Here is a 23,936-nt window from a genome sequence, read left to right on the forward strand (position 1 = left end):
TTCTAAGGAAATCATACGAATGAAAAATCACAAACCAGTTACGATTTGTGATTTTTTCTATCTTTTTTCTGTCCTTTTTATCCTTCATTCGGAAAATACAGCCTGAACTCTGCCCCTCGCCCTACCTCTGAGCGCACTTCAATATATCCGTTCTGCAATTCCATAATCTGTCTTGCAAGGTAAAGTCCGATTCCGATACCCTCCTGTTCATGTACCTCCGGTTCCCGATAGAAGCGAGTGAAAATCTGTGCCTGCCGCTCTGTGGCAATCCCTTTTCCTGTATCTCGAATGCTAAGCCTTGTAAAAATCTCCTGAGGCTTGATCTCAATATGAATCTTTCCTCCTGCCTCTGTATATTTTACTGCATTATCCAAAAGATTGAAAATCGCTTCTTCCGTCCACTTTCTGTCATGGCAGATTGGGAATTTTCCTTCTGCATCCACCGATATTTCAATCTGTTTCTTTGCTGCCAGAGGTACAATCTGAGCTACCGCATGTGAAAGTGTCTGTACCAGATCCTCCTTTTCTTTCTTAATGAGAATAATTCCAGTCTCAAGTCTCGACATCTTCACCATATTCTGAAATAAGAAATTAAGCTTATCAATCTGTTTCTCCATTTTCACAAGATATTCCTGCCCTCGCTTGGAAGTCAGTTCCTTAGACAAAATTTCAAGATAAAGTTTCTGATTGGCAATCGGTGTCTTCGTCTGATGGGAAATATCAGAAATCAACTCTTTAATGGTCTCCTTTTGCTTTCGGTTGGCATCCTGCCTTACTTTCCATACCTTCGAAAGTCTGCCTAACTTCTCATTGATTTTTCCATATAAGGTGTCTTCCATATCTTCTGCGTCTTCCATCTCTTTGTCAGAAAGCAGATCATCCAGATGTCTTTCAAGACGGTCGGCGAAATCATAAACATCCTTCTTTTGCTTATAAAGTTTATATAACAATAAAATAATTAACAATAATAAACATATAATCACTATGATAAATCCAACCATTGATATCCCATCCCATATACATTTGAAATATATTTGTGCTGCGTATCTTCAATCTTTCCCCGCAGACGGTTCACATTTACAACCAGCGTATGTTTATCTACAAACTGGCCGTCACAATCCCACAAACGCTCCAACAAAACATTGTAAGTGAGAAGCTGGCGCCTATGCTCCAGAAAGACTTGCAAAAGCTTAAATTCTGTAGGCGTCAGCGAACAAGGCTTCCCATTTACTTCCACCTTAGCTTTCGACAAATCTGCCCTGAGATATCCGTCATCAAATACGTTGTCTTCCTCCTCGGACACAAGCTTTAGCATGACGCGAATCTTTTTCAACAGAATTTTCATGGAAAATGGTTTGGTCACATAATCTTCTGCGCCAAGCTCATACCCCAAGAGCGCGTCTTCCTCCAAATCTCTGGCTGTCAAAAACAAAACAGGAACGTCCTTCTTTTCCTTCACCCATTTACAAAACGTGAAGCCTTCCCCATCAGGAAGATTTACGTCCAACAAGATAAGATCCGGCTCCTGCTCGTGATATCTGTCCCTCGCCTCTTTTATGGAGTATGCAGAAGACACCTCGTATCGTTCCTGCCGAAGCATATACATAATACTTTCATTTAATTCATAATCATCTTCTACTAGTAATATGGTCTGCATGAAAATCTACCTCTTGACGTTCTGATATGTTTCTTACTTTTCTTTCTCCACTTTACAACTTTCTCATGGCATTTTCAATTCAAAAAAACGAGAGCAACAAGAAATCCTTTTCTTGCTACTCTCGTTTGCTATATTTTTATATGTTATAAAATTTACGGAACTTATTTTGTAAGCAGCATCATAATCTCATTGCTTCTCTTTACAAAAGCGGTCATCTCGTCCGGATTCAGCGGTTTGTGCGCAAGCATTGCCAAATCATAAAGCTGTTTACAGATCACACCTGCATGCTCATCCTCCTGATGCTCTGCCACATACTGTACCAGTGGATGATTTGCATTCAGAATCAGCGCTGTCTCCATTCCCATATCCATTCCTGCCATGCCATACATCTTCATCATTTCCTGCATACGGCGGCTCTGCTCAGACAGGGTAATCATGGATGCCACGCTGTCATCTTTCAGCTTCTCAATCTTTACATCCAGCTTGTCATTGCCAAGCTCTTTGCGGAAGATCTCAATCAGGCTGTCAGATGTCTTCTTGAATGCTTCCTTTTCTTCCTCACTGATCTCTTCCTTAACATCTCCCGTTACATCGGCATCAATTCTCTGGAAACGAACCGTTGGATTTCTCTGCTCTAACTGGGTAATAAATGCAGAATCAATGTTATGATTCAAGATCACTGCGTCCTTGCTCTGGTTACGGAACAGGTTAATATACTGGCTCTGCTGAACCTCATCCGTAACATAATAGATCGTAGTCTTGATCTCTTCCACCTTATTATCATCTGGATTCTCGGCATTTTCACCCTGATGATCATTTGGCTCTACGGTTTCTCCGCCATTTTCCTCGATACAGTCTTTCAGCGTCAGATACTTAGAATCCAAATTCTTGAACAGGATTGCATCTTTCATCTTATCGCAAAACTTTTCATCTTTTAAGCAGCCGAATTTGATGAATGGACTGATATTATCCCAATATTTCTCATATTCTTCCCGTTTGGTCTTACACATACCAGACAATTTATCGGAAACTTTCTTTGCAATATAATCTGCAATCTTTGTCACAAATCCATCGTTCTGAAGCGCACTTCTTGATACGTTCAATGGAAGATCCGGACAGTCAATGACACCCTTTAATACCATCAGGAACTCAGGAATCACTTCCTTAATATTGTCTGCGATAAATACTTGATTGTTATATAATTTGATCGTTCCCTCAATGGAATCATATTCTGTGTTGATTCTTGGGAAGTACAGGATTCCCTTCAGGTTAAATGGATAATCCATATTCAGATGAATCCAGAATAATGGCTCCTTGTAGTCTAAGAATACCTTGCGGTAGAATTCCTGATAATCTTCATCACTGCACTCATTCGGGTGTTTTGCCCACAGTGGATGAACGTCGCTGATAGATACCGGGCGCTTCTTAATCTTCACCTTTTCCTTGGCAGGAGAAACTTCTACCATCTCTTTTTCGCCATTTTCATTTTCTTTTTCTTCCATCTTGGCATCTTCGTGGATGTGCTCGATCACCTCGTCATCCTCTTTTAAATCTGCCTCGTCGATGGTCTCGTACTCCGGCTCTGCATTCGCATTACTTAAGAAAATCTCTACAGGCATGAAGGAACAATATTTCTCCAATACCTCTCGAACACGGTATTCATTCGCAAATTCAATGCTGTCCTCATTCAGATACAGGGTAATCTCCGTACCTACCCCTTCTTTGGTTCCATCCTCCATCTCATACTCGGTACCCCCGTTGCTGACCCAGTGTACCGCTGTCGCTCCATCTTTATAAGACAGGGTGTCAATATGAACCTCATCTGCTACCATAAATGCAGAGTAGAATCCCAGTCCAAAGTGACCGATCATATCGTCTTCTGTTGTTTTATCTTTATATTTCTCCAAAAACTGTGTTGCGCCGGAAAATGCAATCTGTGTAATATATTCTTCAACCTCATCCGCAGTCATTCCCAATCCGGTATCAATAAATTTCAATGTCTTTTCTTCCGGATTTACTACAACCTGAATGGATGCTTTATAATCGTCCGGAATCTGATACTCTCCCATCATATCCAGTTTCTTCAACTTGGTAATCGCATCACATCCATTGGAAATCATCTCACGAATAAAGATGTCATGATCGGAATACACCCATTTCTTAATAATTGGAAATATATTCTCGCTACTGATTGATAAACTACCCTTTTTTGCTGCCATATTTATCACTCCTATTTTTATATTAAGGCGAACCTTCCGCCTTTTTATCTAATGGATATGATAATACGCGTCCGCCTAAAAGTCAACACAAAATTAGCACTCTTTATCAAAGAGTGCTAATAATTGAATGAAAACTATAAAATTTTTATAAACTCTATTCGATGCTCTTTAAGGACTCTACCATATCAATCTTCTTCAGCTTAAAGTACATGACTCCATTTACAATCAACGAAAATGCAATGGTAAACAACAAACTGTACAAATAACTCGGCGGATTGATATTTCTTCCAAACATTGCTGCATCTACCTCTACCGTCTGAATAATGAAAAGATGCAGAATCCTTCCAAGTCCAGCTCCTACCAGCGCACCGATGAAAGTCAGCAGAATATTCTCCCGGTATACATATGCACCAACTTCCTTATCATAAAAGCCCAAAACCTTCAGTGTCGCCAGTTCTCTCTGCCGCTCTGCTATATTAATATTGTTCAGATTATAGAGCACCACAAAGGCCAGCATTCCCGCTGAAATAATGAGCACCACAATCACCAGATTCAAGCTCTTTAACATCTCATTTAACTGCTTCTCAATCTCATGCATATAGCTGACACTAAGTACCTCATCCCTTGCTAAGATATCCTCGCCCGCCTTCTCAAGCTCCTCTTTTGTACAGGAATCCTTTGCCGCGAACAACAGGCAGTTATACTCAGGGATTCTTCCATAGACCTTCTCATAGCATGCAGGCGTAAAGTAAATATAATGTCCCATATAGTTTTCACAGATGGCCGTTACCTTCACTTTGGGATTTCCTGCCGCCTCATCCTTAATCTCGATCTTTTGACCCGCTTCCACGTTAAGAAGCTTCGCCGTTTTTTCACTTAAAATTACGCCTTCGTCCGTCAATTCATAAGCTTTCTTCGTTCTCCGATCTCGGAAATTCACGTATTTCTCTACCTCTCCCGGATCCGCAAATACACACTGGTACGCATCTCGTTCTTTCTCACCATGCTTCAGTGTTACATTCATCATTGTTGCGTTCATAAAACGACTGACATCCGGGTCTTTGGAAAGGGACTTCTCCAGTTCGGCTTCTTCTGCTTCTGTCAAATCTTCTTCCGGGAAAATACTTCCGTCATAGGTCTGAATCTGTGCATACTGAAGGTCTGCAATCTCAAAAATGGAATCTCGAAGTCCAAATCCAACCAGCATCAGCGCCATACAGCCGCCAATTCCAAAAATCGTCATAAAGAACCGCTTTTTATATCGCATCAAGTTGCGTACTGTTGATTTCCAGATGAAGCTTAAATGTTTCCAGATAAATCCAACTCTCTCTAACAGCACCCTTTTCCCGTTCTTAGGCGCCGGCGGACGCATCAGCACTGCTGGCTGCGCTCCCATTTCCCGATAACAAGACAACATTGTCGCTCCTAACGTACACGCAATTGCCACAAAGGAGGCCGCCAACGCATATCCCACATGATACGGTACTAATATTTCCGGAATATGGTGATACATAATTCCATAGGCATAGATAATGATATAAGGAAGAACCTTCTCTCCTACGAGAACACCGATCACACTTCCTCCTGCTGATGCCAGCAGAGCATAACCCAAATACTTAGACGCAATCGTAAATTTCCCATATCCCAGTGCCTTCATGGTTCCGATCTGCGTTCTCTGTTCTTCCACCATACGAGTCATACTAGTCAAGCTTATCAGCGCTGCCACCAAAAAGAAGATCACCGGAAACACCTTTCCGATCGCCCGCATTCTGTCTGCATTCTCCCCATATCCTGCGAATTCCGGAAGGGAACTGCGATCGGTAAGATACCATTTAGGAAGTTCAATCTTCTGAACTTCCGCCTCTGAATCAGCAATCTTTTGTTCCCCTTCTGCAAGCTCTTCCTCTGCCTTTATGCGCCCTTCCTCCGCTTTTCTCTTCGCTTCCGAAAGCTCTTCCTGAGACGCCAAAAGCTCTGTCTCCCCAGATGCCAGTTCCTTTTCCTTACTTCCAAGCTCTGCATATCCCGCCTGAATCTGACTCTGGCCGGATTGAATCTGACTGTACGCCGTCGCAAGCTGAGCCTGCGATGCATCCAATGCCGCTTTCACTCCTGCAAGCTGCGCCGACGCCGCGTCTAATTCCTGCTGCCCAGCTGTCACTTTTGCATTTAACGTGTTATATCCGTTCTGGGCTTCAGTAATCGCTCCCTCTAACGTACTTTCCTGCATCCGCAAGCCTTCCAGAAGCTTTTCTTCATCTGAAGTAAGAGTCCCGGAAGCTTCTTTTTCCTCCAGAGGCCTTATTGCTTCCTGTACACCGGACAACTGTCCCTGCAGCGTCTGAATCCGTCCCTCCAGCTCCGTCACCTGTGCTCTTGCCGCCTCCAAAAGCGGCTCCGTCTCCGCTTTCTTTTGCAAAAAAGCGGCCTCTGCCTGATCATACGCGGTCTTTCCATTACTCCATTCCAGTATACCCGCGTCATACTGCGCCTTTGCTTCTTTTATCTCCTGCTGCTTTGCCTCCAGCGTCGATCGGGCAGCGGTAATCTGACTCTTTCCGCTTTGAATCTCCGCTCCCGCCGCTGCAATCTGGCTTTCCCCGCTTGCAATCTGCGCCTCGGCATCTGCAAGAGTTGTCTCTGCTTCTGTTCTTCCGGCCTCCAGTTCCTCCTTCGCCTCCGTGATGGCCTCATTGACTTCATCCACCAATTCCTGCCTGCGAATCTGTCCCCGCTCTTTCGTAATGGCTTCTACTTTCTCCATTACCTCCTCTACCCGCTCATCATAAGCATCGGTGTAAGCAGTCAGTTCTCTGGCTTCCTCTACTTGAAGATAGGCTTCTGTATAAACCTCTAGTACAAACGTACTATCCGGCACCACCAAAAAGCCATCTATGCTTCCAGTTCCAATCGTGGTACTGCCTCTGCCAAAAGAAATATAGCAGGGACTGTTCCCAAGTCCCACTACCGTTAACTCTTCCTCTTTCAGTGTATCAGACACCGGTGCATCCGTTCCTGATTCCAGCTTAATGATATCCCCAATCTCATATCCCATTTCATCATCAGCCAGACACTCCCCCGCTTTCTTCGGAAGTCTTCCCTCACTGACGGTCACCTGATTCATCTTCTCCTGCAAGGACATGACATGAAGAACCTGCTGATTCTCTCCTGTTGTGCTCAAAAAATCCGCACTATAAGCTCCCTCTGCCGCTGCAACGCCATTCACTTTCTGAAACGCCTTTAAGTCATCCTCTGTGATTCCATAAGTTGAAACTGTTTTCAGATCCATCAATTTTTCCTGATCATAATAAGAATCACCCGTCAGACGCATGGAAGGCTCCGAGGCACGGATCCCTGAAAAGAACGCTACTCCCAGCGCCACAATAAATAAAATGGACAAAAATCGCCCCGGGCTTTTCCGTATTTCCATATAAAAATCTTTTCGTGTCGCTTTTGTTCCCATACGCATTACCACTCTATCGTCTCCACCGGTACCGGATGTTCATTTTCCACAATTTTGGAAACTTTTCCATTCTTAATCTTAATGACTCTGTCTGCCATTGGCGCAATTGCTGAGTTGTGAGTAATCAAAATTACCGTCATCCCCTTCTTCCTGCAGGTGTCCTGCAGAAGCTTCAAGATGGATTTCCCTGTATTGTAATCCAGCGCTCCCGTCGGCTCGTCACACAAAAGAAGCTTCGGATTCTTAGCCAGCGCTCTGGCAATAGAGACTCTCTGCTGTTCCCCTCCGGACAGCTGTGCCGGAAAGTTATAGAGGCGATCTCCAAGACCTACTTCTTCCAGCACTTCTCTTGCATCCATCGGATCTTTGCAGATTTGAAGAGCCAATTCCACATTCTCAAGCGCCGTCAAATTCGGAATCAGATTATAGAACTGAAACACAAATCCGATATCATCCCGCCGATATCCGGTCAGCTTTTTCTGGGAATATCCGGCAATATCAGCTCCATCCACCAGAACTTTCCCTTCCGTAGCAGTATCCATTCCTCCAAGAATATTCAGCACGGTAGTTTTCCCTGCGCCACTGGGACCTACCACCACTGCAAATTCTCCTTTTTTTATAGAAAAATCGATGCCGTCCGCCGCCATAATCTCGACTTCTCCCATCTGATAACGCTTCTTCACATTTTCCAATTTTACAAAATCTTTCATGACTCCCCTCCGAACCAAAAAACCTTTCTTGTATCTTTTTATTATACCACGTATAATAAAGAAAAAAGGATAGACAAATTATAAAACTATTATAAAAATCATTTTTGGAACAAGGAGGAACTCTTATGTTTGTAACAAGAATCATTGCAGTGGAAACAGACGAACAAATTAGAGAAACTGCCGCTCTGGCCTCTCAGATCTGGCGCCAGCACTTCACCCCCATCATCGGTAAAGACCAGGTGGAATACATGCTTACAAAATTCCAGTCCTATTCTGCTATCAAAGCACAGATCGAGCAAGACGGCTATGAATATTTCCAGTGTCTGGCAAACGGTGTACTTGCTGGGTATGCCGGCATTCACGAAAAGGACCACGCCCTGTTCTTAAGTAAACTATACATCCATGAACAATTCCGCGGATACCATCTTGCAACAGAAGCATTGAAATTCCTCGTTGCTCTTTGCAAGACCCGTGGTCTTAACTGCATCTGGCTGACCTGCAATAAACACAATGATACTACACTTGCAATCTATGATCATCTGGGCTTTCGAATCGTAGATGAACAGGTTGCAGATATCGGAAATGGATTCGTTATGGATGATTATATCCTGATGTATGAAATTTAGATCTATAACAGGAAAGTGAACAGCAAAAAACCAGTGAATGAGCATTTGTGCTCATTCACTGGTTTTTTAGTCATTACAAGACTCAATGCCTTCGTGGCTATTCTTTTCCATTAAAGCAATACGTACATATTTTACAAGGCTCCAATCCAATGGAAGCGATCAGATCATCCAATCTATGATAACGAAGTGTCGTAAAGTTCTGACGTTTTCTGATCTCTTCTACCATCTGCTCATATTTGCAGCTGCACGGATCCGCATACTCTTCCAGCACTTCCCTGGAGCATTCTCCGCCTTCCAGTTCCCGGATCACCTGTCTGGTGATCAGATCCATCTCCGATTTAGACCGTGAGAAGTTCAAATATTTACAACCGAACAGCAGCGGCGGACATGCCGGTCTTACGTGCACTTCCTTGGCCCCGCTCTGATACAGGAACTCTGTCGTCTCTCGAAGCTGTGTTCCGCGAACGATAGAATCGTCGATCAAAAGCAGCTTCTTATTCTCAATCAACGCTTTTACCGGGATCAACTTCATTTTAGCAATCAGATTTCTCTGACTCTGATTGGTTGGCATAAAGGATCTTGGCCAGGTTGGCGTATACTTGATAAACGGTCTTGCATACGGGATTCCCGCCTCATTAGAGTAGCCGATCGCATGGGCAATTCCTGAATCCGGCACTCCTGCTACGATATCCGGCTGCACGCTGTCACCATCCCGTTTCGCCAGCATACTTCCGCATTTATACCGCATCTCTTCTACATTAAGTCCTTCATATGCAGAGGTCGGATACCCATAGTATACCCATAAAAAGGAACAGATCTTCATCTCTTCTCTTGGTTCACTGACTGTTTCCACTTTTTCCGGAGTGATAAAGGCGATCTCTGCCGGTCCCAACTCTTTATAATCCTGGTATCCAAGATTAATATAGGCAAAGCTTTCAAAGGATACACAATAAGCATCTTCCTTACAGCCGATGACTACCGGTGTCCTTCCATATCGGTCTCTTGCTGCATAAAGACCTTCTTCCGTCATCAACAGAATGGACATGGATCCATCTACGCTCTCCTGTACATATCGGATTCCTTCTACAATAGAACTCTTTTTACAAATCAAAGATGCCACCAGCTCCGTCGCATTGATCTGCCCAGTGCTCATCTCTTGGAAATGAGAGTGTCCATCCCGGTAAATCTGTTCCAAAAGCTCTTCGGTATTGTTGATCTTTCCAACTGTCGTAATGGCAAAGCTTCCCAAATGCGACTGAATCAAAAGCGGCTGTGGTTCAAAGTCTGAGATACAGCCGATTCCGAGATTTCCATGCATCTCCCCTACATCCCTGTCAAACTTGGTTCTAAACGGTGAATTCTCGATATTATGAATTGCACGGTTAAATCCTTCCTCGCCATAAGTTGCCATTCCTCCACGTCTGGTTCCCAGATGAGAGTGATAATCGACTCCGTAAAACAGCTCCAGTACACAATCATTTTTTGATGCTACTCCAAAAAAACCACCCATTATGATTCTCCTTTTCTTTGCTCCTGTTTTTTGCTTTTGTTTTATTAATTTTAATTATCTTTCTCTGCGATATATATATACCACTAATAAATTGTACCACACGACCGGTCTCATGTCTAATTCTTTTCACACCGTATCTCATAAAATACAATGCATATTTCTCCCGGTGCTAAAATCCGCTAAAACATCTCCCGACACAATTTCTCCATCTGCTCCTGCACCATAACGCCGTCCCGGTCATCTGTCATGGTAACGATTACATCCCCAGTCTGAAGTTTTGTTCTGCCCCTTGGAATCAATTCCTCCGATCCTCTTTGAATTACTACTAACAGGCAATTATCCGGCCATTCAATTTCGCTGATCCGCTGTTCTTCCACCCGTGATCCTTGATGCACGACATAATTCGTCAGAATCTTTTCTCCCTTTCCTTCCGGTTCCACTTCTCCTTGACGCCCCAAAATCCGTTCCAGAAGACTTTCGTAGATTGGCTTGGATTTCAAAAGGGTTGCCACTACATACGCGACAATCGATACAATAGCCAGCGATAACATCTGACTCAATGATCCTGTCATTTCAAAAATCAGAATAATCCCAGTCAGTGGAGCGCGTACAATGGCCGAGAAATATCCTGCCATGGCAAGCAGCACAAAGTTATTGACATATCCTGGATCCAGCCCAAAGAACTGAACTCCCGCCGTCGCAAATGCTCCGCCAATGAATCCGCCAATAACCAAAAGTGGGAAGAAAATCCCGCCCGGCGCACCGGAGCCAAAGCTCACCGCTGAGAAAAGAAAACGTCCGATTAAGATAAAGATGACGGTAGACAATAACATTTCCGTATGGGTAAGCTCCTCAATCAGCGCATGACCACTTCCCAAAAGCTTTGGAACTGTAAGTCCTAAAACCCCGGCACACCCAAAAGGAATCATCATCTTTACCACCATAGGTACTTTCTCCATCTTCCGATAAACACTCTGCGCCTTCAATGTAAACCAGTTGTAAAAAGCTCCTGTAATTCCAAGCACCACACCAAGCAGAAGAATCATCCAGTAGTATTCCTGAGGAAGAGCCTTAAGAATATCAAATTGGAATACCGAATCCACGCCAAGCACTGTCGAACTTAAGAAATCCGCCGTCAAAGACGACGCCATCACCGATACCAGCACCGACACGGAAAAATTCTTATGCACTTCTTCCAGGGAAAACATAACTCCCGCAAGCGGCGCATGAAAGGCCGCCGACAGCCCGGCGCTGGCCCCGCAAGTCAACAGGAACCTCTCTTCTGTCTTTCCTCTGTCAAGTCCCTGAGATACCGCTTTTCCGGCCATTGCCCCAAGCTGAATAGAGGGGCCTTCCCTTCCCAGTGCAAGACCTCCCAACAGGCACAGAAAACCACCAAAGAATTTGGCCGGAATCACCCGCTGCCACCTCTGATTCAGTTTCCCTACCATCTCTCCTTCCAGCTGAGGAATCCCACTTCCCGATATCATCGGCTCATACCTCACCAGACGGCTTACTATCCACGCCATTACAAAAAGGACCGCAAACCATCCTGCGATCCTTAGTGGGTCCCGTCCGATAAAATCAAGAATCTGATTCAGCCCTTTGGATGCCCCCTCCAGACACAACCGATAGAGAAGCACCAGCAGACCGCCGATGCCTCCTACCAGGATTCCTTCTCCTATTAATATTACCTGAAACCTCTGTGCACGCTTAATGGTGCTGGATGTATCCTTCTTCACATCCATTCCTCCACATCTCCTATAATATGCCGATAAAACGCAAGAACGCTTCTCTGCCTTCCGGTGTACATTTATATACGCCGGCGTCTTCCAGCACATGAGTAAATGTAATGCCGACTTCTTCTTTCAAGATATCCATTACATTCTCTTCTGTTATCTTATCATATTTTGGAAGGAATTTCTCTACCCATTCTGCATGCTTTTCAATTTTCTCATTGCTTCTGATTTCTTTGCCATTTACCAGATAATCCGAAAGAATCTCCAGCTCTTCTTTCAGACGCGCCGGAAGTACTGCCAGTCCCATTACCTCAATCAAACCAATATTTTCTTTCTTGATATTGTGATACTCTGCATGCGGATGATATACGCCAAGCGGATGCTCATCCGTTGTAATGTTATTCCGAAGTGTCAGATCCAGTTCGAATACGTCTCCCACTTTTCTGGCAATTGGTGTAATCGTATTGTGCGGTTCTCCATCTGTCTCTGCATAGATAAATGCAGCCTCATCCGTATAACCTCTCCATGCCCCCAGCACATGATCTGCCAGGTCGATTAGTCTCTTCTCGTCTTTACTTCTGATACGAAGCACAGATAACGGCCATTTCACGATACCGGCTTCCACATCCTCATATCCCGGAATTACCACTTCCTTTTCGATCGGAGCCTTTGCCATCGCAAATGTATAATGTCCTCCCTGGAAATGGTCATGGCTTAAAATGGAGCCTCCAACGATCGGAAGATCGGCATTAGAGCCAAGGAAATAATGTGGGAACAGCTTGATAAAGTCAAATAATTTTGCAAATGTAGCACGTTCTATCTTCATCGGCTCATGTTTTCCGTTAAATACGATACAGTGCTCATTATAGTACACATATGGAGAATACTGGAATCCCCAGCAGCTTTCATTCACTGTAATCGGAATAATCCGGTGATTCTCTCTTGCCGGATGGTTCAGCCTTCCTGCATATCCTTCATTCTCCACACACAGAAGACACTTTGGATAACTGCTTGCCTTAGCATTCTTTGCCGCCGCAATGGCCTTCGGATCCTTCTCCGGCTTAGACAGATTAATCGTAATATCAATCTCGCCGTATGGAGAGTCTACCTTCCACTTCATATCCTTCTTCACACGATAACGGCGAATATAGTCACTGTCCTGGCTCAATTTATAATAATAGCTGGTTGCCTCTTCCGGGGAAACCTCATACTTCTTTGCAAATGTTTCCTGTACCTGTGCCGGTCTTGGAACCAGACAATTCATAAGCTTTGTATCAAACAGATCGCGGTATCCGATACTGTCCTCAATAATACCACGGCTTGCAGCTTCATCTAACAGGTTCTTCAGCACATCTTCCAGTTCGATCTCTTCCTCAGAAATTTCTACATCCGCATAATCGTCTTCATGGAAGAGTTCCAGCAGAAGATTGGTGGTATAAATTCTCTCGCACTCTGGTGTCAGACCCGTGCGAATTCCGTACTCTACCAGCTTTTTAATATTTTCACTTAACATCATCTCTTCTCCTTTCTTCTCTTCGTCTATAATGTCTTTGCTCCATCTCCGATATCTACCACATAGAACTCAGCTTTGTGTCCGACCTTTTCTTCATAGATCTTTCCAATCTCATCAACGAAATGATCCACTGCATCATTTTTCACGATGCTGACTGTACATCCGCCGAATCCGCCTCCTGTAATACGGGATCCTAATACGCTCGGCATTGCCTGCGCCAGATCTACCAGAATATCAATCTCTTCACAGGAAACTTCATAATCATAGCGCAAAGATTCATGGGATGCATTCATCAGTTTTCCAAACAATTCCACATCGTTATCTTTTAACGCTGCTACTGCACGGATTGCTCTCTGATTCTCGTAAACCGCATGTTTTGCACGTTTCTGTCTGATTGGATCCTTAATAGCGTCCTTATGCGCCTCGTATTCCTCTTCTGTCAGATCTCCTAACGTCTTGATATCCATTACTTCCTGCAGTTCTTTCAGCGCCGTCTCGCATTCCTGTCTTCTGTCATTGTAAGCAGAATCCACCAGGCTGTGCTTTACTTTACTGTTGGTAATCACAATCTTCGCATCCTCAAGAACCACCGGTGCATACTCGTAGTTCAGCGTGTTGGTATCCAGGAAGATCGCGTGATCCTTCTTACCCATTGCACTTGCAAACTGATCCATAATACCGCAGTTACATCCATTGAAGTTATTCTCAGAATCCTGTCCGATCAGCGCGATATCAATCATGGATACACCGTCGAATCCAAAGGTATCTTTTAAGATCAGCCCTGTCAGCACTTCCAAAGATGCAGAAGAAGATAGTCCGGAACCATTCGGGATATTTCCGTAAATCAGGATATCCAGTCCATGTGGAAGCTTGTACCCTCTCTTCTCAAACGCCCACATTACTCCCTTCGGATAATTGGTCCAATTTGCCTTCTCATCCGGAACCAACTCGTCAAGACTCGTCTCGATCACACCTAATTTTCCAAAATTAGCGGAGTAAAAACGAAGCTTGCGATCCTCTCTGTTTCTTACGATTCCATACGTACCAAGTGTCAGCGCACACGGAAATACATGTCCCCCGTTGTAATCCGTATGTTCTCCGATCAGGTTCACGCGTCCCGGTGCAAAATATGCGCGTACTTCCCCATCTGCGCCATAGAGTTCTTTAAATTTTGCGATCAGCTGTTCTTTGGTCATTTCAAAATCCTCCATTGATATTATTTTCCATCTAATTTATAATTATAATGCGACATGTGTATTATCACAATAAGGATATTGTATCAGATTATAAGAATATTGAGGAAAAACAAGAAAAAAGGAGAAGGCATGCAGATCCACACCGAAAAAAACCAAAAAGAAATCAAAAGCCACGGAAGCTTTGCCTTCCCTGTTCATATCAGTCCAGAATCCATTCAGTCTTATGAACAGGGCAATTTCCTGTGGCACTGGCATCCGGAAATCGAACTGACGCTGATTACTTCCGGTCAAATGGAATACTATGTCAACGACAAAAAATATACCCTCTCCGAAGGAGAAGGACTTTTCGGCAACAGCAACGCACTGCACTCAGGCCATATGAAAGACGGACAGAACTGTGATTATCTGACCGTCACCTTTCACCCCCGTTTTATCTACGGCTACGAAAACAGTCTGCTGCAGACGCGATATGTTGACTTTATCACCTCCAGCGAGGTCTGGCATTCCTTAAAGCTTACACCAGATACCAAGTGGCAGCAGGAAATCCTCGTTCTCATTCAGGAGATCACAATGCTTGCCCAGGATCCGCCTTACGACTACGAACTGGAAGTTCATCTTCTCCTGACCCAGATTTGGCAGAAGCTCTACCGGTATTTTAAGAGTCTTCCGGAAGAAGAAGCAAGACCCCAGAAACACCTGGAACGTCTGAAGCAGATTCTTACCTATCTGCAGGCTCACTATCAGGAAGACCTTTCTCTTGACGATGTGGCCGACCACATCAGCATCTGCAAAAGCGAGTGCTGCCGCTTCTTTAAGAAGTATATGAAGATGACGATCTTCGACTACCTTTTGTTCCTTCGGATTCAGAACAGCCTGCCTCTTCTTCGCGCCGGAGAAAGTATTACAAAAACGGCCGGCATGGTTGGATTCTCCACGCCGGCCTATTACGGTCAGATTTTCAAACGTTATATGGGTTGTTCTCCTACAGCTTGGCGGTCAATGTCTTCGCACTGACACCTTCCTGCATCCCAAGCTTCCCGGACAGAGCACTGGTAACATCTCCCGGTGCATCCAATACCACACTGATAATGGATACCCCCCGGTCTCTGTACGGGATTCCCATACGTCCCACAATATATTGGCGAAACTCGTGCAGCAGTTCATTAACCGCTGTCGCCGCCTCTTCATTTTTCAAAATAATACTGATGACAGACACCCGACTCTCCATCACAGTTCATCCTTTCCGATATCTCTTAACACCAAAACAAGTTCTTACAGAGCGTCTGCGATCTGCTTAGCGAATGCATCCAGTTCTTCCGCTCGCTCCTGCTTTAATGCAGATTTGATGGACAGTTTCAGATCCAGTACATTCATCTCCTTCATCTCTTCCAAGCACTTCACAATCTGCTTTCCAGCCGTCGGCGCCCAAGTTCCGTTATCCATCACAGCCACAGTACGTTTCTGTACGGCCAGTGCCTTCATGTCCGTCAGAAGATTTTCCATCGGCGGATAGATTCCTCCGTTATAGGTTGGACTTGCCAACACAATATGGCTGCACCGGAAACACTCTGCAATCAGTTCCGATACATGCGTTGTAGACACATCGTAAGCTTTTATTCTCTTCACACCTTTTTCTGCCAACGCGCAAGCCAGAGCATTCACCGCCTGTTCCGTATGTCCGTAAATGGAACCATAGAAAATTGCCACTGCGCGATCTTCCGGCTCATAGCGACTCCAAAGATCATACTTTTCTACCACCCAGGCAATCTTCTCTCTCCAAACCGGACCATGAAGGGAACAGATCATCTGAATATCAAAGGCTGCTGCTTTCTTAAGAAGAGTCTGTACCTGCATTCCATATTTTCCGACAATATTGGAATAATATCTTCTGGCATCCTTCACCCATTCTGCATCCAAATCTACTTCATCGTCAAAGAGACCTCCATTTAATGCTCCGAAGGTTCCAAATGCATCTGCCGCAAACAAGATCTTTGTCGTCTCCTCATAACTCACCATAACCTCCGGCCAGTGTACCATCGGTGCCATCACAAAGTGAAGCGTATGTTTTCCGGTAGAAAGGGTATCACCTTCTTTTACCAGCACTACTCGGTTATCCGTATCAATCGCAAAAAACTGCTGGATCATCTGAATCGTCTTTGCGTTTCCTACCACCTTCATCTGCGGATAACGCTTCATCAGCTCTTCGATATTCGCACAATGATCCGGTTCCATATGCTGAATCACAAGATAATCCACACTTCTTCCAGCAAGTGCATAAGTAAGGTTATCCAGATACTGTGCAGTCACAGATGCATCCACTGTATCCATTACCGTCACCTTCTCATCCAAAATCAGATAAGAATTATAAGACACTCCCCTTGGAATTGGGAATAAATTTTCAAACAACGCAGTTCTTCTGTCATCGCAGCCTACCCAAATGATATCTTCTGTTACTTTTCTCGTACTCTGCATATTTTAAGACTCCTCCTATCAGGTATCGTTTCTATATTAACAAGCACACCTATTATAGCACAGTTCCTCCAGATTAGACAAAATATTTTCAGCCTATGCCTGTTCTTTATTATGTGAATTTGTAATTTAAAATAAACATGGTTGACAATACCAGCGCAAATCCAGCCAGGTCAATGGACTGAAACTTTGTTCCTAAAAACAGGAACGCAAACGCTGTCGCTGCCACAGGCTCCACACTGGACAAAAGTCCAGCATACACCGATCCCACCTTTGCCACTGCTGCCAGATAAAAGCAAAACGGCAAAATAGTACCCGGAATCACAATTACCAAAAATGCAATCACAACGCCCAGATCGATAGACGCTGCAATCCGCCACGGCCTGGTTGCCAGTGTCAAAACCACACCGCCTAGTATCATGGCCCATGCACACACCATTTCTGCCGGATACTTTTTCAAAAGAGGTGCTGGAAGCACCCCGTAAAAGCAGGTTGTCAGTACCACCAACGCTCCGATAAAAAGCCCTTTGCCCGACACACTCATGGCGTGGATATTGCCATGGGTTGCCACCAGAAAGATTCCTGATACCGAGCAAAAAACTGCCAGAATTTCCTTTGCCTTCGGCGGCACCCTGTACAGAAGCGCATAATACAGAATCAGCACTGCCGGATTCAGATATTGAAAAATGGTTGCCGTCCCCGCGTTCGTCTCCTGTACCATGACAAAAAAAGTATACTGCATCCCCATCATTCCCAAAATGGAAAAAAGCACCTGCCGGATGCCGTCTCTTTTCTCCTTCCAAATCCCCCATGGTTCCTGCCGTTTCCAGACTACTGCATAAACAAACAGCAGGATTCCTGCACACAAAAGCCGGTAGGGAACCAGCCACTCCGACACAATGTCTTTTTGCTCAAAGAGATACTGAGCCACAGGGCTTGAAGCCCCCCACAAAAGCCCTGCCAGAAAGGCCAGCATGAACCCGCGCTTTCTCTGTGTCCCTCCTTGTTCTTTCATAACTATTTTCCTCTAGCTTCTCTAACTTTCCTCTCCATAACGTCTCTCCAACGTAAATCCTCTTCCCCGAACTTCGTTGATCTGCGTAATGGTAATAAACGCCTTTGGATCGACCATCTGTACCAGTTCCTTCACAGAATAAAGCTTCCGCTTTGGAATCACACAAAGTACGCCTTGCTGCTGTTTCTTTCCATAACCGGTTTCAATATGAACCATGGTTACTCCGGCATCGATTTCCTTTAGCATCTTCTCCTTCACTTCATCATAAAGCTCCGTGATAATGAATAGCTGAATCTGAGACTGTCCCATCAGCATCACGCGGTTCAGCACAATTGTCGTTAGAATCAGCGCAAGAATACCATACAGAATCTGTTCGGAGTTTGAAAAGAATACCTGCATTCCAAGCACTGTAAAATCCACAACATACAAAAGTGCTGCCACTGGAATATGAAACCATTTGTTGAATACCAGCGCCAGAATATCCGTTCCTCCTGTGGACGCTCCTACCCGGACAATCAAACCGATTCCAAGCCCCAAAAGTGCTCCTCCGTAAATCGTTGCCAGCATAATATTATCCGTCATATCCGCCACGCCCGGAATCTGTCTTACGACCGATAAAAATGTCGGGTAGACAAAGGTACTGATAATGGTCGTCAGCGCAAACTTCTTACCAAGCACCACAGCTCCCAGCACAAATAAAATCGCATTGACGATAAAGATAATCAGGGACAGATCAATCGGGAAATAGTGGCTGATCGTCAGACCCATACCCGTCGCGCCTCCCATAATAATTCCGTGAGGCACCATAAATGCCGACACCGTAAACGCAAGGATCAGGTTCCCTGCCAAAACCCCAATAATTGTCCACAGGTTCTTTTTCCATTTCTTTTCCATTTTAATTCAACCTCTTTTCACCAATTTCATCTGCCCGTTAAGAAATCCCCTTCATGGTCAGCTGAATCCGTTTGCGCTTCGGATCCACACTCAACACCTTGACATCCACAATATCCCCAACACTGACCGCTTCCAGCGGATGTTTGATAAATTTCTTATCGGTAATTTCCGAAATATGAACCAACCCGTCCTGATGTACGCCAATATCCACAAACACACCAAAGTCAATCACGTTTCTGACGGTTCCTTTTAAGACCATTCCTTCTGTGAGATCCTTCATCTCCAGCACATCCGTGCGAAGAATCGGCTTTGGCATCTCATCACGCGGATCTCTGGCCGGCTTTTCCAACTCCCGCACAATATCCCGAAGCGTAATTTCTCCAATCCCAAGTTCCTGTGCCAAACGTCCATAATCCTTGATGGTAAGAGACAATCCCGTCAGTTTCCCTCCATTGAGATCCGATGTCTGGAAGCCTTGTTTTTCCAAAAGCTTCTCTGCTGCCTCATAGGATTCCGGATGAACACTGGTTCCATCCAGCGGATTTTTAGCATCCTGAATCCGCATAAATCCGGCGCACTGCTCATAAGCCTTAGGTCCCAACTTCGCAACCTTCAGAAGGTCCTTCCTGCTTTGAAATCTTCCGTTTTCTTCCCGGTACGCCACAATATTCTTGGCGATAGCACTTGAAATGCCTGAAATATAAGAAAGAAGCGGTGCGGATGCCGTATTTAAGTCTACCCCTACCTTATTGACACAGTCTTCTACCACGCCAGACAGGGCTTCACTTAACTTCTTCTGATTCATATCATGCTGATACTGGCCAACCCCAATGGATTTCGGATCAATCTTCACAAGCTCTGCCAGCGGATCCTGAAGTCTCCTTGCAATAGAAGCCGCACTTCTCTGCCCCACATCAAACTTCGGAAATTCCTCTGTTGCCAGCTTGCTTGCCGAATACACCGAAGCTCCTGCCTCACTAACGATGACATACTGCACCTTTTCTGGAATTTCCTTTAATAATTCTACGATAAACATCTCCGATTCCCGGGATGCCGTTCCATTTCCAAGTGAAATCAACGTGATCTGGTATTTTTTAATAATTTTCTTCAATAAATCTTTTGAAGCTTTTATCTTCTGCGGTGTCGTCGGCGCCGTTGGATAAATCACCGTTGTCCCGATGACCTTTCCCGTCGGATCCACCACTGCCAGCTTGCATCCGGTACGAAATGCGGGATCCCAGCCAAGCACCGTCTGCCCCACAATCGGAGGCTGCATCAAGAGCTGCCCCAGATTCTTCTTAAACACCTCGATCGCCCCGTCTTCGGCCTTCTCCGTCAGATCGCTTCGGATCTCCCGTTCAATAGCCGGTCCAATTAAACGCTTGTAACTATCCGCAGCTGCCTCCTTCAAGACCGGCATCGTATATGGATTTTCCCGATGGATCGTTTTCTTCTCCAGATATCTAAGAATGTCTTCTTCTGGAGCTTCCACTTTTACCGTCAGAAATTTCTCTTTCTCTCCACGATTCAACGCCAGAATCCGATGTCCTGCCAATTTCTGAATCGGCTCCTCAAATTCATAATACATCTCATAGACAGACTCTGCCTTTTCATCCTTTGCCGCAGAGACCACGCGTCCCTTCTGCATGGTTATTTTACGGATATAGCTTCGGTAATCCGCCTCATCGGAAATACCTTCCGCAATAATATCTCTTGCCCCGGCAATGGCTTCCTCTGCACTATGTACCTCTTTTTGAGGATCTACATAAGCCCGTGCAGTCTGTTCCAACGGAACGTCCGTCTTCTGCAGCAGGATCAAGGCTGCCAAAGGCTCTAATCCCTTCTCCTTCGCAATCGTCGCGCGTGTCCTTCTCTTTGGACGATACGGACGATACAGATCTTCTACAACGACCAGTGTCTCCGCCTTCTCAATCTGCGCCCGAAGCTCATCCGTAATCTTTCCCTGCTCTTCAATACTGGATAAGACCTGCGCCTTCTTCTCTTCCAGATTTCTAAGGTACACCAGACGCTCGTGAAGCTTCCGAAGCTGTTCATCGTTCAGTGTTCCCGTCGCCTCTTTTCTATATCTCGCAATAAATGGAATGGTATTGCCTTCGTCAATCAGTTTGACCGCTGCATCCACCTGCCATCTCTTTACGCCAAGCTCTTCTGTTATTTTCTGATTAATGTCCATATTTGCATACCTCTCTTCCGGCTCTTAGGCGCCGCTTTCTCGCAGATTTCCATTCGCCCTTTTCAAGCCACTGCTGTCCATTATAACGGAATTTTTCTTGCATCGCAATGGCATAACCCACACCGAGTTCACTCTGTTTTCTTGAAAAAACCAACCAGACATGCTATACTGTGTCTACCATAAAAATAACTTCAAATTAAAGGGGAGTCATAACACATGCATGAAGAAACACAAGAGCTGTCCAAGCAGCAATTAAAGTCAAAAGAAACGAAAGCCAAAATCTTCCGCGCCGCAAAACAGATTTTAAGAAAACAGGGCTACGAACGCCTGTCAATCAAAAATATCTGCGAAGAAGCCGGAGTCTCCAACGGAAGTTTTTATCACCATTTCAAGACCAAGGACGACCTTTTATCCTATTATATAGAAGAACAGCCAAGCATCAATCCGGATCTTCTGGATCTTCCGAAGAATGTGGAAGATGCCAAAAACACGATTGTAGAAGTCTACCGGAACTATGTTCACTACTGTCAGGAGCTGGGGGTAGAATTCATGGCAAACTATTACACCCCAAAAAATCAATCTTTAAACCCACTGATCCGTACCGCTCGTCCATATCCAATTCTGACGGTGCAAAACTATCTGCAAAAAGCAATTGACGCCGGAATTCTCACAATTGAGCAGGATCTGGAATCCATCACCACAGACATCCGGATGATCGTAATCGGAAATGTATTTGAATGGTGTCTAAAAAATGGAGAAGCTGATTTTGAAGGAAATATGAAACGTTCTCTGACCACTTATCTGAACGGGTTATTCTAACAGAATCCCGATAACATGAAAAAATCCCTCAGGCAAGCGACCTGAGAGGATTTTCCAGAAGGGAATATGGCAGTTGTTACTACCAAAACAATAATATCTTTATGGTTGTATCATACCATCATTTTTCACAGAAATCCAATCAGTTATCATAATATAACTCCCTCAGTTATAGATAACTTCTATAAGGAGAACATGAATGTATACGTTTATTACAAACCCAAATGCCCGTTCCGGCCTGGGGCTTACCAGATGGCATCAGGTAGAAGCGGTGCTGAAAGAACAAAAGATTCCTTATCAGGTATATTTTACCAAATACCAGAATCACGCCACAAAGCTGGTGCAGGAACTGACTTCCGACCTGGAGCGGCACACCATTATCGTGCTTGGCGGCGATGGAACCATCAACGAAGTAATCAATGGCATCACTTCCCTTGACAAGGTAACGCTAGGATACATCCCCATCGGTTCCAGCAATGATTTTGCACGGGGAACCGGACTTCCCACCGATCCTGTCAAGGCGCTTCAGAACATTCTAACGCCGTCAAACTACGAACACCTCAACATCGGCGTACTGGAATATGAGCAAAAGCGCAGGCGATTTGCCGTCAGTTCCGGCATCGGATTTGACGCCGGTGTCTGCCACGAAGTAATGGTATCCCGCCTGAAGATTCTTCTGAACCGGTTTCGGCTTGGAAAGCTTTCTTACGCCGCAGTCGCGCTCCACCGCTTGTTCACGCTAAAGCCTTCGTCTATGACCGTTGTACTGGATGGACAAACCCACCATTTTGAACAAGTATTCTTTGCAACCGGAATGAATCTTCGCTATGAAGGAGGGGGATTTAAGTTCTGCCCTCATGCAGACTACCAGGATGACCGACTCAACATTATTGTAATCAGCAAAATTTCCAAATGGAAAGTGCTCGCCCTTCTCCCAACCGCTTTCTTCGGCCTTCATACACGTTTCAAGGGCGTCAATCTCTTTACCTGCCGGGAAGCTCAGTTCATCAGCCCTGTTCCCCTTCCGGTGCACGCAGACGGCGAACCCGTGTTCTTGAAAAGAACGCTCCGTCTCTTTTGCGAACCGGACAAACTGCGTCTTATCGGAGCGCCGACTCCTAAAAGACTGTGAAATTTATTAACAAAAAATGAATATGGTTGTTGATTCCCCTGTTTCATGGTATAATCCGTGATGTAATCGAAATACGTTTAAACAGAACAACATACAAAGGGGAATCTGTATGAATACTGTGAACACAATCAAAAAAACGCTAAAAAAATATAGCCATGCATGGGTGTTTCTATATGCGTTCATTTATCTGCCATGGTTTTTTTATTTGGAGAGACGGACAAATGTCCGACACTATATTATCCACTCTCCACTTGATGACTATATTCCATTTGTAGAATATTTCATCGTTCCGTACCTGTTGTGGTTTTTATTTATTGCCGTGACCGTAGGCTACTTTTTCTTTACAGATAAGAAAGGATTCTATAAATTGACCACATTTTTATTTTCAGGCATGACCATCTTCCTGATTATATGTACGGTTTTCCCAAATGGACTGAATCTTCGCCCGGACACCTTTGTCCGCGACAATATCTTTGTAGATATGGTGCGGCAGCTATACCAAACGGATACTTCAACCAACGTGCTTCCGAGCATCCATGTATTCAATTCCATCGGCGCTGTGATTGCAATTTCACACAGCGATGCACTGAAAAAACACAAAGCTGTGCAGTATAGTTCCTACCTTTTGGCCGGACTTATCATTCTGTCCACCATGTTCTTAAAACAGCACTCGGTGACAGATGTGATTGCAGCCATCGTAATATCCTGTATTATCTATCCCTTCGTATACGTAATGCAGGAACGTAAGGAACCTAAACTTTCACATCAGCTAATATAAAAAAT

Annotated in this window: 19 protein-coding genes; 5 read left to right on the top strand and 14 right to left on the bottom strand. The window is 44.6% G+C overall.

Going from position 1 to position 23,936, the window contains the following annotated elements; translation table 11 throughout:
• Positions 1-77: 77 nt before the first annotated feature.
• The 5 genes from WKT00_RS05645 to WKT00_RS05665 form a co-directional block, all read right to left on the bottom strand.
• Positions 78-1,001: a sensor histidine kinase gene (locus WKT00_RS05645; RefSeq protein WP_340261712.1), complete on the bottom strand. Its 924-nt coding sequence runs from the start codon at positions 999-1,001 to the stop codon at positions 78-80.
• Complete coding sequence (locus WKT00_RS05650) at positions 983-1,657, bottom strand: response regulator transcription factor (RefSeq protein WP_340261715.1); 675 nt, start codon at positions 1,655-1,657, stop codon at positions 983-985. Before WKT00_RS05650 ends, WKT00_RS05645 begins: the two co-directional genes overlap by 19 nt.
• 161 nt (positions 1,658-1,818) lie before the next feature.
• Positions 1,819-3,876, bottom strand: coding sequence for a molecular chaperone HtpG (gene htpG, locus WKT00_RS05655; protein WP_101694850.1), 2,058 nt, complete (start codon positions 3,874-3,876; stop codon positions 1,819-1,821).
• A gap of 154 nt (positions 3,877-4,030) precedes the next feature.
• A complete protein-coding gene (locus WKT00_RS05660) occupies positions 4,031-7,339 on the bottom strand; it encodes an FtsX-like permease family protein (RefSeq protein ID WP_340263027.1) in 3,309 nt (1,102 codons plus the stop codon).
• 5 nt (positions 7,340-7,344) lie between these two features.
• Positions 7,345-8,049, bottom strand: a complete 705-nt coding sequence (locus WKT00_RS05665; RefSeq protein ID WP_101694851.1) for an ABC transporter ATP-binding protein — start codon at positions 8,047-8,049, stop codon at positions 7,345-7,347.
• A gap of 125 nt (positions 8,050-8,174) precedes the next feature.
• Here WKT00_RS05665 and WKT00_RS05670 point away from each other — a divergent pair, with 125 nt between their 5' ends.
• Positions 8,175-8,675: a GNAT family N-acetyltransferase gene (locus WKT00_RS05670; protein ID WP_340261719.1), complete on the top strand. Its 501-nt coding sequence runs from the start codon at positions 8,175-8,177 to the stop codon at positions 8,673-8,675.
• A 97-nt stretch (positions 8,676-8,772) separates the two neighbouring features.
• On the opposite strand, the gene WKT00_RS05675 is transcribed toward WKT00_RS05670, so the two are convergent.
• The 4 genes from WKT00_RS05675 to WKT00_RS05690 form a co-directional block, all read right to left on the bottom strand.
• Positions 8,773-10,185, bottom strand: a complete 1,413-nt coding sequence (locus WKT00_RS05675; RefSeq protein WP_101694853.1) for an amidophosphoribosyltransferase — start codon at positions 10,183-10,185, stop codon at positions 8,773-8,775.
• Between the two features lie 179 nt (positions 10,186-10,364).
• Positions 10,365-11,927 (bottom strand): chloride channel protein, encoded by a 1,563-nt coding sequence (locus WKT00_RS05680; protein ID WP_101695314.1) that lies wholly within the window; start codon positions 11,925-11,927, stop codon positions 10,365-10,367.
• Between the two features lie 19 nt (positions 11,928-11,946).
• On the bottom strand, positions 11,947-13,437 hold the full coding sequence (gene galT, locus WKT00_RS05685) for a UDP-glucose--hexose-1-phosphate uridylyltransferase (protein WP_340263032.1): 1,491 nt from the start codon (positions 13,435-13,437) through the stop codon (positions 11,947-11,949).
• 26 nt (positions 13,438-13,463) lie between these two features.
• Complete coding sequence (locus tag WKT00_RS05690; protein ID WP_340261723.1) at positions 13,464-14,633, bottom strand: galactokinase; 1,170 nt, start codon at positions 14,631-14,633, stop codon at positions 13,464-13,466.
• Positions 14,634-14,762: 129 nt separating this feature from the next.
• Here WKT00_RS05690 and WKT00_RS05695 point away from each other — a divergent pair, with 129 nt between their 5' ends.
• Positions 14,763-15,647: an AraC family transcriptional regulator gene (locus WKT00_RS05695; protein WP_101694856.1), complete on the top strand. Its 885-nt coding sequence runs from the start codon at positions 14,763-14,765 to the stop codon at positions 15,645-15,647.
• Here WKT00_RS05695 and WKT00_RS05700 read toward each other — a convergent pair.
• From WKT00_RS05700 to WKT00_RS05720, 5 genes are all read right to left on the bottom strand, one after another.
• Positions 15,616-15,861 carry a TM1266 family iron-only hydrogenase system putative regulator gene (locus WKT00_RS05700; RefSeq protein WP_101694857.1) on the bottom strand — a complete coding sequence of 82 codons (246 nt, stop codon included), beginning with the start codon at positions 15,859-15,861 and terminating at the stop codon, positions 15,616-15,618. The genes WKT00_RS05695 and WKT00_RS05700 overlap by 32 nt on opposite strands.
• A 44-nt stretch (positions 15,862-15,905) precedes the next feature.
• Entirely contained in the window at positions 15,906-17,105 is a 1,200-nt protein-coding gene (locus WKT00_RS05705; protein ID WP_340261733.1) for an FprA family A-type flavoprotein, read from the bottom strand.
• A 109-nt stretch (positions 17,106-17,214) separates the two neighbouring features.
• Positions 17,215-18,117, bottom strand: coding sequence for a DMT family transporter (locus WKT00_RS05710; RefSeq protein WP_340261736.1), 903 nt, complete (start codon positions 18,115-18,117; stop codon positions 17,215-17,217).
• 21 nt (positions 18,118-18,138) lie between these two features.
• The gene (locus WKT00_RS05715; RefSeq protein ID WP_340261743.1) at positions 18,139-19,011 is read right to left on the bottom strand and encodes a YitT family protein; all 873 of its coding nucleotides are present in this window, start codon (positions 19,009-19,011) and stop codon (positions 18,139-18,141) included.
• Positions 19,012-19,048: 37 nt separating this feature from the next.
• Positions 19,049-21,205, bottom strand: a complete 2,157-nt coding sequence (locus WKT00_RS05720; protein WP_340261747.1) for a Tex family protein — start codon at positions 21,203-21,205, stop codon at positions 19,049-19,051.
• A 216-nt stretch (positions 21,206-21,421) separates the two neighbouring features.
• On the opposite strand from WKT00_RS05720, the gene WKT00_RS05725 reads away from it, so the two are divergent.
• The 3 genes from WKT00_RS05725 to WKT00_RS05735 all read left to right on the top strand — a co-directional run bounded on the left by WKT00_RS05725 (position 21,422) and on the right by WKT00_RS05735 (position 23,931).
• A complete protein-coding gene (locus WKT00_RS05725; RefSeq protein WP_340261750.1) occupies positions 21,422-22,024 on the top strand; it encodes a TetR/AcrR family transcriptional regulator in 603 nt (200 codons plus the stop codon).
• A gap of 196 nt (positions 22,025-22,220) precedes the next feature.
• Positions 22,221-23,153 (top strand): diacylglycerol/lipid kinase family protein, encoded by a 933-nt coding sequence (locus tag WKT00_RS05730; protein ID WP_101694863.1) that lies wholly within the window; start codon positions 22,221-22,223, stop codon positions 23,151-23,153.
• A 109-nt stretch (positions 23,154-23,262) separates the two neighbouring features.
• Positions 23,263-23,931 carry a phosphatase PAP2 family protein gene (locus WKT00_RS05735; protein WP_340261754.1) on the top strand — a complete coding sequence of 223 codons (669 nt, stop codon included), beginning with the start codon at positions 23,263-23,265 and terminating at the stop codon, positions 23,929-23,931.
• Positions 23,932-23,936: the final 5 nt, after the last annotated feature.

It is taken from the genome of Dorea sp. ICN-14282 (assembly GCF_037890115.1).
In the GTDB taxonomy this organism is placed as follows: Bacteria; Bacillota; Clostridia; order Lachnospirales; family Lachnospiraceae; genus Dorea_B; species Dorea_B phocaeensis.